Origin of the sequence: Cysteiniphilum marinum (assembly GCF_014857925.1) — a bacterium.
Taxonomy (GTDB): domain Bacteria; phylum Pseudomonadota; class Gammaproteobacteria; order Francisellales; family Francisellaceae; genus Caedibacter; species Caedibacter marinus.
Genome location: NZ_JACYVZ010000029.1, coordinates 22,851 through 34,471, shown reverse-complemented (window position 1 = coordinate 34,471; position 11,621 = coordinate 22,851). Strand labels below are relative to the sequence as shown.

The window sequence follows — 11,621 nt, the reverse complement described above, 5'->3', positions numbered from 1 at the left end:
TTTACAGGGTCAATACGCCCTAAATTAACGATCCAATCTATCATCTATCTGCTCCAACCAAGTTAATATTATACACTTGATTAGAATTAAACCGGTGAGCTGTAGATTTAATCATCTCATCTCCTTTTATATTTATTTGCTGGAGTTGCAGACTTTTTCTAAAGTGCGTAACTCCGGTTATTTATTCATTCTAAGACTAAATATTCACCTATAAGTGCTCACCGTGCCCTGAGCGTAAGTCGAAGCGGTCCACTGAGCATCAGTCGAAGCGACGCACTGAGCGTTAGTCGAAGTGTGGTAAGCTTGGGAAAATCACACTTCATAGTGGCTTCGACTTATGCTCAGCCAACGCTTACACAATCAAAGTGGGCAGGAATATGGTCATAGCCTTTATTCATTACATTTAACTGACACAGATATGCTAATATACCGCCCGCAAACCATCTTACAGTATTGCTGTCATTGAATTTTTGATCCTTAGAATTTAAAACTTCTTCGACACTAAACACCGCAAAATGATTCACGAACGGTATAATAACTTTGAATCTCAGCATCGACTTGTTGCAAACGCTCAATATTTGTTAGCTCTTGAGCAATCAACGGCAAGCGTAAAGCATTACTATCAATGACACCCATATGAGCAAGCCATGCTTTGGCTGGAATCGGGTTTGCGACACTAAAGCATGCAGCCGTTGCATCTTGCCATAAACGGCTTAAGGCTTCATCTGCTCCAGAGAACAAAGAAGCTTCGACATAGGCTTTGGCTTCTTTTGGCCACAAATTAGAAACCACTGACACCAAGCCCTTGCAACCGACTTTGGCAAGCTCTGGCATCATCGCATCCTCGCCACTGTATACATTAACGTGTGGGGCTATTTGTACATAACACTTAAAGCATGAGATATCACCTGAAGCTTCTTTTAATGCCCATAAATTCGGATGATTCTTAAGTGCAGAAAAAGCATCAAAACAAAGATTCACCCCTGTTCTTGATGGCACGTTATATAACATACATGGTTTGTTTGCTTTGTCTAATAATGCACTAAACCAAGCAATTTGCCCCTGCGTACCCGGTTTGGCATAAATCGGCGTGACCATCAAAAAGCCATCAACTGCTTGAGCGTTACAAAACTCAACCCACTTAAGCTGCTCAGCTAACTGATAACCGCCCACACCAACAAGTAAGGGAACTTTAAGCCCTAAGCCACAGGCAAACCTCACTACTTGGCACTGTTCTTCATAACTTAATGCTAAAGCTTCACCCGTGCTACCTAGAATCAACACACCACAATCAGCATCTTCTTGTTTGCGTAGCAGTCGCTCAAAACTTACCAAGTCAATCTCACCACTTTCAAACATTGGCGTGACCACTGCTGTGTAGGTATTGTTGTTAATATTTATTGCCATGACACACCTCTTACTAATTCATCAAACTGATAAAAACCAGCATTTAACTTATTCTCACACATGAAGCGTGCGCTCCATACAGCACCCTCAGCAAAAAGCTTGCGATCATGCGCCACATGCTTTAATTCAATGGTTTCATAAGGATTTTCGATCCTTAATACATGCTCACCCTTCACATCTTCTTTGCGAATAGACTCAATAGGGCATTCTTTCACATTAAGCCATGACTGCCATGACACGGCAGTACCACTGGGTGCATCAAGCTTTTGCGTGTGATGTGTTTCTGTTAAATGAAAGTGACTATTTATAGCTAGGTTTTGCAAATTACCCAAAGTATTTAACATCTCTTTTATCAGTACCATCGACAAGCTAAAGTTATTCGCTACCACCCAAGTTTGCCCTGATTGTTTGATGCGTTGTATTAAGGTTTCATCATAATGAAATCCTGTGGTGCCGCAAATGACAGATACTTTGCTTTGCAAAATAACGGGCAATATTTGTCTTAAAACATCAGCGCTAACAAAAATAATTGCCACTGTTGCCTTATTAAGTTTCTCCACAGTAACTAAGTTTTTTGAGTCAAATACATCACTTATCTCATCTTCTTTTAAAAGATCCTGTACAGCTTTACCCGTTTTGCCTCGACCGATTATTGCTACTTTCATCGCACGTGCTCCTTAGTTGATTCACTAAAGAGAGACATATAAATATCCATCATTACACCCTTTGCATCTTCTTCTGCTACTAACAGACAGATATTATGCCCGCTTGCGCCGTGGCTGAAAAGGCGAACATTATAACTTTCAAGGGCGGCAAAGAGCTTAGCACTTACTCCTTTGTGCTGATGCAATCGATTCCCCACCACTGCAATCAATGATAAGTTATGCTCAACACTAATCTCAAGATTACCGATGGATTGCAGCTCATCTAATAGTGCTTCGGTTAATAGGCTTTCACCGATTGACTGGCTACCTATATGATCCAAGGTTAAAGCAATACTTACTTCACTTGTCGTTACTAAATCAACCGATATATTGTGTTTGGCTAAAATACTAAATACTTGAGCTAAAAACCCTTGTGCGTGAAACATGTCAAAACTTTTGAGTGTCATTAAAAGCTGGTTTTTACGCTCAGCAATCGCACGAATTTGCGATGGCTCCTTTAAGCTATTGGCCTTAGCAGTAATCCAAGTACCGCCCATTTTAGGCGAAAACGTAGAGCCCACAAATACATCAATATTGCTACTTATTGCCGGCCATAAGGTCGCCGGATGCAAAACTTTAGCACCAAAGGTAGCAAGCTCAGCTGCTTCATTAAAGCTTAAGCTCTCAATTGCTCGCGCTTGTGGAATAATGCGTGGATCAGCTTCATAAATGCCCGCGACATCCGTCCAGATTTTCACCGATTTTGCTTGCAAAGCTTGTGCCAAAAGAGCCGCACTATAGTCGCTTCCACCTCGACCTAAGGTGGTTGTTTTACCTTTCGCATCCATGCCAATAAAACCTTCGCAGATGAGCACTTGATCAGCAAATAGCAATGGCAACATATGTGTCGCCACTTGCGCTTTAATCTCATCTAGATTGGGCTTTGCTTGAGAGAAATGACTATTGGTCTTCATCACGGTTTGCACATTAAAATACTGTGCATTAATCTTATTCTGTCTAAAGATTGCCGCGACAAGTTGCGCTGAGATCCGCTCACCAAATGATAATATCTCATCACTTAGTTCTTTGGTGTTCAGACGCACACTCATTTGCGCCAAAAACACAAGATCATCTATTCGCTGCTGTATATCACTGTGCAAATGATTACAATCAATCGCCTCAACAATTGGCGATAGTATGGTCTTAATATCATCAACAATACCTGAAATCTCATGCACAGACTTTACATGATACGCCAACTTTACCAAGAGATTGGTTATCCCTGATTGTGCACTAACAATCACTACGCGCACACTTGGTGAAGATTTGATAATTTCTGCGCATTGGCAGATCGCGTTTAGATTAGCGACACTTGTGCCTCCAAACTTCGCGACGACAAAAGGGTTTTGCATAAAGCTTCTCCATTTATCGACACGGGGTTACGGCTTTTGCAAAATTTGACTTATGTGTTTGACAAAAATACAAATACAACCGAAGCGCCCCACGTCTTTGTTGACGTGACAGTCCTGCTGCCTTTTAGCAGCAGACCCAAGTAATTCAGTCATAACACATCATTACTTTCGGCGCTTGCTCTATTGCTGTTGATCACTAGATGTTATGATCTTCACAAAAGCGCTATAGCTTGCGCACCTCTTCTTTTATTTTTTAAACTCTTTAAATTTAATCTTTTGTCACGGTAACGCGACTTTTTTACTATAACGTTTGCCTTTTACAGCTGTCAAAACTTTTATGCTAGATTTTTTTGAAATACTTGCGACTTAAGTCCAAACCGAATAATTTCTCAAGTTTCATTTTAAAGCGTTGGCGTTTTTCTTTTTTGGTTAGAACATGATTGGGGTTAGCTTTGAACAGCCCTTCTTCTTTGACAAAAAAGCCCTCAATAACCTTCGGATGCGTCCCCTTAAACTCCGTTAATATCTGTTGATCAATATCACTATATTTCGAGTCAAAGCCTTCAGATTTGCCCCAGTGCTTATTCACTTGGCTGATTTTCTTACTCATTGCCGCCTCAGGACGTACCCATCCATAGTGATAGATATAGTTATCGAGTAATTTCGCCTTTGGATAGCGTGCGATACGATTTGACTTCTTAGGATCAAGAACCAACCAATACAAGCCATCTGGTGCATAACTTCTAACACTTGCCTTAATGATTCTTGGCGCATAACGATACCAAGTTGGTGATGACAGATACGTATTAGTGTTGCCGTAAAAATGGTAATAATGAAATGCTAATGCTTCGACTTCTTGGTCATCCTTATAGCGGTGCAACGCCTCTTTAATCGTCTGAAGATCATTCTCATGCACGATCTCATCACCCTCTAAATAAAAAAGCCAATCCCCAGTACAGGCAAATTGGGCAATCATTTTTTGTTGGGCATAGGTGTAACCTTTGACCTGCATACGTTCATTCCATACTGTTTCGATAATTTTAATCTTTGGATGCTCTTTTGCTAACTGCTGCAATATTTCGGGACTATTATCTTGCGATTGTCCCAAAGCGATCACGAACTCATCACAGATTGGTAAAATGGATTGAATTGACTGAATATAGGGGAAGCATAGCTCCTCGGCATTGCGTAAAAAGGTAAATCCTGATAATTTCATAGCACCACATTTCAACATTTTTATTTTTTAATAGTGTACACATAAAGTAATGAGGACATAACGTGATTTTACAAAAAATTATTGATTCCAAACATCAAGAGCTAAAGCAGCTCCCCGATCTAACCGCTGCAGCATTACTTCCTGCAAAATATGACTTTCTACAAGCCATAAAAACACACAAACCTGCAATTATTGCTGAGCTTAAATCCAAATCACCTTCTGAAGGGGTAATTGACCCTAATTATGACCCAGTTACAATTGCTAAGGCCTACCAAGCCGGTGGTGCTTGTGCGTTATCTATCTTAACTGATCAACCTTTTTTTGGTGGGTGTTTTGAAGACATTCTCAAAGTACGTGATGTGGTAACCATCCCAATATTATGCAAAGACTTCATTATCGATGAAAAACAAATCTATCAAGCACGCCTTAAAGGGGCGGATGCCTGTCTTTTAATCGTGCGCTGCTTAGACAAAGCGCGTTTACAAACCCTTATCCAATGTGTTGAATCACTTAACATGACGGCATTAGTCGAAGTATTTGATGAGAAAGAAACAGAAATAGCCTTAGCCTGTAATGCCAAATTAATCGGTGTTAATAATCGCAATTTAGATACACTTGAAATGGATACTGACAACATCGTACGTCTACAAAAAATTGTACCTCAAGATATTACGCTATTGAGCCTATCAGGTGCGAAAACCCCTCAAGACCTTCATCATTTTGGCTACACTTGTGACGGGGTGTTAGCAGGAACAGCTTTAATGCGTGCTGAGGATAAAGTTGCTTTTTTACAAGAGGCTATCAATGCAGGCACACCCTAATTGCTAGCTTAAAAAGTTAAAGTTCAACCATCAACACTTTTCCACCTGTAGATCAATAACATTACGCCCTACTGGATCAAAGCTCATCCCAATTAAATAAATTGGTTTAGATAAGGCTATATATTTCTGTGAATATTTCTTATCTTTTATCTGAGCAATAGCTTCCTTGGCATCACCATATCGATTAAGCTTAAATTCGATAATCAATACCTTATCAGGCATAATGATGCTTAAATCAATCCTCCCTTGATTAGTCACATCTTCAGCCACCGTATGATAGCCTAATGCAGTTAAATAACTATAGACAATACTCGCATAAAAGCCTTCGTATTGATCAATTGGATTATTGCGATACCAATCGTTCGGGATAGAAGCAAAATGACTGCTTAAAATAATTTGCAACTGCTCAAATTCATTATTTTGCATAGCCTGAGCAATTCTTATTAAATTCTGATTTTTAATCGTCATATTTGAAGCTATCGTTGCCAATGCACCATTTAGGCTAGCTTTAACTTCCAAATTTGGGTAGGTCAATACATAGGCATACTGAGTGCCGACCGTTGTCGCCTCTTTGATCGTTAGATAACCTGCTTGAAACAATAAAGTCTCAATTGGCATATTATCTATATCAAAAGTTTTTAGAAGGTCTTCAATAACAATAATGTTTTCTAAGTTTGGAATAAAGTAGCGACTTTTCTCAATCATTTTAATTAAAAAAGTCGGTGTTGCCGTTTCAAACCAATAATTCTGATAACGATAACCTTTGTCTATAAATAATAAAATATCAAAAGGGTTATAAACCTTTTGTGCATCCTTTCCAGCAAAATTATAGCCATTATACCAGCGCGTAAGCTTGGCAGAGTCTACATCACCTATTTGAAGATGTTTTTTAAATCCTTGCTCTAACTCTGCCTGTGTATAGCCACAAATGTCAGCATAATGAGGATCTAAACTAATGTCATTTAAATTATTCAGCTCACTAAAAATGCTAATTTTAGTGAAACGCGAGACACCAGTTAGCATAGCAAATTGAATATTAAGGTCTTGTGACTTAATCACGCTATAGAAGTTTCGCAATCGTCCACGCATGGCTTTAGCAATCTCAAGATTGTCAATATTATCCAGTATCGGCTTATCATATTCATCAACAAGAATCACTACCTTGCTATATTTTTTTGCCAACTGTTCAATTAAATAAGCAAAACGACTACTAATCTCAGTATAGACATTATTGATTTGATAGTTCTGATAATATTCATCTAGAAATCTTGCCATTTTTGCATCTAGCATTTCAGCTGAAGTGGCATTACCTTCACCAAAGGTAAAATGCAATACTGGATGCTTTATCTGCCAATCCCAGTATTTTTCTATATAAAGCCCTTTAAACAACGCTTGTTTAGCTAAGAAAAGCTGTCTGATCGTATCAATAAGCAGTGACTTCCCAAAACGACGTGGTCGTGATAGAAAATAAAATCCACCACCTTGGGTGATCAAATCACTAATGTGCTTTGTCTTATCAATATAAACATAATTACCGCTCACAATTTTCTCTAGACTTGAAATACCTATTGGAAGCTTTTTCATCATGTTAACTTTCCCTCTTATATGCTACTGGACATCTTATATTGTTAATAAAAAAACTCAAGTTTGCGCCCCTTTTTTTAATCAATGCGCTAAACAAAAAAGCCCCGTCGGGATATTCCCAACGAGGCTTCAAGTTATATTTAATTTCAGAAAATCAATGACTATTCGTCATAGTCCTCATCATCGTCTTGTCTTTTGTTTTCGTCAAGATCGTCATCACCGGTAACAAATAGGTCTTCAAGATCGACACTATTTTCTTCAGCATCCGCATTTAATGCCGCACTTAGCGCCATTTCAAGCTCATCCATTGATGGACCTGTTTCTAATGCTTCTTGTTCTTGTAAGTGCTTACGCTTACGCTCTTGGTGATGAGCAAGCCCCGTACCAGATGGAATCAAGCGCCCAATCAATACGTTTTCTTTCAAGCCACGCAATTGATCTTCTTGTCCACTGACTGAAGCTTCTGTAAGTACGCGCGTAGTTTCTTGGAAAGAAGCTGCTGACAGGAAGGATTCTGTCGACAATGATGCTTTTGTGATACCCAACAGAATTGGTTCATAAATCGCTTCTAACTTGCCTTCTGCACGCAGCTTCTCATTTTCTTCCAAGACTTGAACCAACTCAACCGGTTCACCATCAACAAACTTACTATCACCTGCAGCTAAGATATTAACCTTACGCAACATCTGACGAATAACCGTCTCGATATGTTTATCATTAATACCCACACCTTGTAAGCGATAAACTTCTTGGATTTCATTGATAATGTAATCAGCAAGCTCATGTACGCCTTTTAAACGCAAGATTTCATGTGGATCTAATGGTCCATCAGAAATGATCTCACCCTTAGAAACATGCTCACCTTCAAATACGTTAATATGACGCCATTTAGGGATCATAATTTCAATCGGATCCATATCTTCTGGCGAGATAACCAAACGGCGTTTGCCTTTTGTTTCTTTACCGAAGCTAACAATACCTGAAGTTTCTGCCATAATTGCGGCATCTTTAGGACGACGCGCTTCAAACAAGTCTGCCACGCGTGGTAGACCCCCAGTAATATCCTTGTTTTTAGAGCCTTCCTGTGGAATACGCGCGATAACGTCACCCACTTCGATCTTAGTGCCATTTTCAATATTCAAAATCGCACCCACTGGCATGAAATAGCTTGCTGGAATATTCGTATTAGGGAAACATAGTTCCTCACCGACTTCATCAATCAAGCGCACCAATGGTTTGATGTCTCTATTACCACTTTTTTGTGAATCAGAAGTAATAACAATACTTGAAAGTCCTGTCATTTCATCTGCTTGATGCTTCATCGTCACACCATCAATAAAGTCAACGAAGTTAATATGTCCAGCAACCTCAGCAACTACTGGATGTGTATGCGGGTCCCATGTTGCGACAACGGCACCTGCTTTAACTTGTGCATTATCATTGACCGGTAACTCAGCACCGTATGGTACTTTGTACTTCTCGCGCTCACGTCCAAACTTATCAATAATACTAATTTCACCTGAACGTGAAACAACTACGTGGTTACCTTCACGGTTTTTAACAGTTTTAATATTATTAAATTTAATACGCCCGCCATTTTTAATCTGAACATTGTTTTCAGCAGTATCCTGCGATGCCGCACCACCAATATGGAACGTACGCATCGTTAACTGTGTACCTGGCTCACCAATGGATTGTGCTGCGACAACACCAACTGACTCACCCATATTAACCAAATGTCCACGCGCAAGGTCACGTCCATAACACTTAGCACATAAGCCACGACGTGTTTCACAAGTAATCGATGAACGAATGATCACTTGGTCAACACCATTTTTCTCGATCAACTCAACGACTTTCTCATCAAGCAATGTACCTGATTCAACCAAGATCTCATCTTCACCTGGCTTGTAGATATCTTCAGCATTAACGCGCCCCAAGAGACGCTCACCCAAAGGTACAACCACATCACCACCTTCAATCAAGGCAGAAACTGTTACCCCTTTTTGTGTACCACAGTCATCTTCAATAATTACAAGATCTTGTGCTACATCAACAAGACGACGTGTTAAATAACCTGAGTTAGCTGTTTTTAATGCTGTATCAGCAAGACCCTTACGAGCACCATGCGTTGATGTAAAGTATTGTAAAACCGATAGCCCTTCACGGAAGTTTGCCGTAATTGGCGTTTCAATAATCGAGCCATCTGGTTTTGCCATCAAACCACGCATACCAGCCAGCTGTCTGATCTGTGCAGCAGAACCCCGCGCACCTGAATCTGCCATCATGTATACTGAGTTAAATGACTCTTGCTCAATTTCACTACCGGTTTTATCAGCAACTTTTTCTTTTGCAATCACTTCCATCATGGATTTGGCAACTTTCTCGTTAGCACGTGACCAAATATCAATTACTTTGTTGTAACGCTCACCTGCAGTAACCAAACCACTTGCATATTGCTCAGAAATTTCTTTAACTTGACCTTCAGCTTCAGCCAAAATACCTACTTTAGCATCAGGAATAATCATATCGTTGATACCGATTGAAATACCTGATTTTGTTGAATACTTATAACCGGCATACATTAATTGGTCAGCAAAAATCACCGTGGCTTTTGTACCTAAGCGACGATAGCATTGATCGATAATCTTACCCACTGTCTTCTTAGTCAATGGTTGGTTAATCAATGAAAACGGTAAACCTTCCGGTAGGATGCTTGATAATAAAGCACGACCAACCGTTGTTTCAACAATACCTTTCTCATCGATATACTCGCCAGATTCAAGTAATACTTTGTGATCCAAACGTACTTTGATCTTGGCATGAATATCAACAACACCTGCGTCATATGCACGTTGAACGTGTAATAAATCAGCGAATAATTTACCTTCACCTTTAGCATTCACCTTTTCGCGCGTCACATAATAAAGACCTAGGACAATATCCTGCGTTGGCGCTATCACAGGAGACCCACTTGCCGGAGATAAGATGTTATTGGTTGACATCATCAACACGCGCGCTTCAAGCTGCGCTTCAATCGTCAATGGTACGTGAACCGCCATCTGATCCCCGTCAAAGTCAGCGTTAAATGCCGTACAAACTAATGGATGCAACTGAATAGCTTTACCTTCAATCAAAGTTGGTTCAAATGCTTGAATACCTAATCTATGCAGCGTTGGTGCACGGTTAAGAAGCACTGGATGCTCACGGATCACCTCTTCTAGGATATCCCAAACAACAGCTTCTTCACGCTCAACCATTTTCTTAGCCGCTTTAATCGTTGTCGCATGCTCATAATGCTCAAGTTTTGAATAGATAAATGGCTTAAATAGCTCTAATGCCATCTTCTTTGGTAAACCACATTGGTGTAAGCGCAATGTCGGACCAACGGTAATTACTGAACGTCCAGAATAGTCAACACGCTTACCTAAAAGGTTTTGACGGAAACGACCTTGTTTACCTTTGATCATATCTGCTAATGATTTTAAGGCGCGTTTATTTGAACCAGTTACCGCACGTCCACGACGGCCATTATCCAATAATGCATCAACTGACTCTTGCAACATACGCTTTTCGTTACGTACGATGATATCAGGTGCATTTAGCTCTAAAAGACGCTTTAAACGATTGTTGCGGTTAATCACACGACGATATAGATCGTTCAAATCAGAGGTTGCAAAACGACCACCATCTAATGGTACTAATGGACGCAAATCCGGTGGTAACACCGGTAGAACCGTCATAATCATCCACTCAGGTTTATTACCTGATTCACGGAATGATTCTAATAATTTCAAACGCTTTGTTAATTTCTTAAGCTTGGTTTCTGAATTGGTTGCTGGGATCTCTTCACGAATCGTTTCAATCTCATGATTAAGATCGGTGTCAATTAATAACTTCTGAATTGCTTCAGCACCCATTTGTGCTTCAAATTCATCACCATACTCTTCTAATGCATCAAGATACGTTTCTTCATTGAGTAACTGCCCTTTTTCAAAAGGCGTCATCCCAGGATCAGTCACTGCATATGCTTCAAAATATAAAATACGCTCGATATCGCGTAATGTCATATCTAATAACAAACCAATACGCGATGGTAGTGATTTCAAATACCAAATATGCGCTACAGGACAAGCCAAATCAATATGCCCCATACGCTCACGACGCACACGCGCTTGTGTGACTTCAACACCACACTTCTCGCAAATGATACCTCGATGCTTTAAACGCTTGTATTTACCACACAAACATTCGTAATCTTTGATTGGACCAAAGATTTTAGCACAAAACAAACCATCTCTTTCTGGCTTGAATGTACGATAATTAATGGTTTCTGGTTTTTTCACCTCACCATATGACCATGAGTGAATCATTTCAGGTGACGCCAGACCGACACGAATACGGTCAAACTCTAAATCTTTACCTTGCTGTTTCATACCGCCTAGTAAGTTTTTCAAGGCTCTACTCCTATTTTTGCAAAGTTTTAAATCAAAATGCTACAGGCTATACCTGCAGCTGTTTCATCACGACAACTAAA

At 39.9% G+C, this 11,621-nt stretch carries 7 protein-coding genes and 1 riboswitch; of the genes, 1 reads left to right on the top strand and 6 read right to left on the bottom strand.

Translation table 11 applies throughout. The features are described from left to right. Window positions 1–501: 501 nt before the first annotated feature. From dapA to IE867_RS11145, 4 genes are all read right to left on the bottom strand, one after another. Window positions 502–1,407: a 4-hydroxy-tetrahydrodipicolinate synthase gene (gene dapA / locus IE867_RS11160; RefSeq protein ID WP_192484795.1), complete on the bottom strand. Its 906-nt coding sequence runs from the start codon at window positions 1,405–1,407 to the stop codon at window positions 502–504. Further along, on the bottom strand, window positions 1,398–2,072 hold the full coding sequence (locus IE867_RS11155) for a dihydrodipicolinate reductase C-terminal domain-containing protein (protein ID WP_192484794.1): 675 nt from the start codon (window positions 2,070–2,072) through the stop codon (window positions 1,398–1,400). Before IE867_RS11155 ends, dapA begins: the two co-directional genes overlap by 10 nt. Next, a complete protein-coding gene (lysC, locus tag IE867_RS11150; protein ID WP_192484793.1) occupies window positions 2,069–3,463 on the bottom strand; it encodes a lysine-sensitive aspartokinase 3 in 1,395 nt (464 codons plus the stop codon). Before lysC ends, IE867_RS11155 begins: the two co-directional genes overlap by 4 nt. 74 nt (window positions 3,464–3,537) lie before the next feature. Next, window positions 3,538–3,714: riboswitch (Lysine riboswitch) on the bottom strand. A gap of 89 nt (window positions 3,715–3,803) precedes the next feature. Further along, window positions 3,804–4,679 (bottom strand): glycosyltransferase family 2 protein, encoded by an 876-nt coding sequence (locus tag IE867_RS11145; protein WP_192484792.1) that lies wholly within the window; start codon window positions 4,677–4,679, stop codon window positions 3,804–3,806. 62 nt (window positions 4,680–4,741) lie between these two features. On the opposite strand from IE867_RS11145, the gene IE867_RS11140 reads away from it, so the two are divergent. Next, window positions 4,742–5,500: an indole-3-glycerol phosphate synthase TrpC gene (locus IE867_RS11140; RefSeq protein WP_192484791.1), complete on the top strand. Its 759-nt coding sequence runs from the start codon at window positions 4,742–4,744 to the stop codon at window positions 5,498–5,500. 30 nt (window positions 5,501–5,530) lie between these two features. Here the strand turns inward: IE867_RS11140 and IE867_RS11135 are convergent, their stop codons facing one another. Both IE867_RS11135 and rpoC read right to left on the bottom strand, forming a co-directional pair. Then, entirely contained in the window at window positions 5,531–7,087 is a 1,557-nt protein-coding gene (locus IE867_RS11135; RefSeq protein WP_203249891.1) for an ATP-binding protein, read from the bottom strand. Window positions 7,088–7,245: 158 nt separating this feature from the next. Continuing rightward, on the bottom strand, window positions 7,246–11,520 hold the full coding sequence (gene rpoC, locus IE867_RS11130; protein WP_203249894.1) for a DNA-directed RNA polymerase subunit beta': 4,275 nt from the start codon (window positions 11,518–11,520) through the stop codon (window positions 7,246–7,248). Window positions 11,521–11,621: the final 101 nt, after the last annotated feature.

Excerpts from the sequence above, each read along its gene's own strand:
- IE867_RS11135 (WP_203249891.1), bottom strand. The coding sequence starts at position 7,087 with ATGATGAAAAAGCTTCCAATAGGTATTTCAAGTCTAGAGAAAATTGTG.
- IE867_RS11145 (WP_192484792.1), bottom strand. The coding sequence starts at position 4,679 with ATGAAATTATCAGGATTTACCTTTTTACGCAATGCCGAGGAGCTATGC.
- dapA (WP_192484795.1), bottom strand. The coding sequence starts at position 1,407 with ATGGCAATAAATATTAACAACAATACCTACACAGCAGTGGTCACGCCA.
- rpoC (WP_203249894.1), bottom strand. The coding sequence starts at position 11,520 with ATGAAACAGCAAGGTAAAGATTTAGAGTTTGACCGTATTCGTGTCGGT.
- IE867_RS11155 (WP_192484794.1), bottom strand. The coding sequence starts at position 2,072 with ATGAAAGTAGCAATAATCGGTCGAGGCAAAACGGGTAAAGCTGTACAG.
- lysC (WP_192484793.1), bottom strand. The coding sequence starts at position 3,463 with ATGCAAAACCCTTTTGTCGTCGCGAAGTTTGGAGGCACAAGTGTCGCT.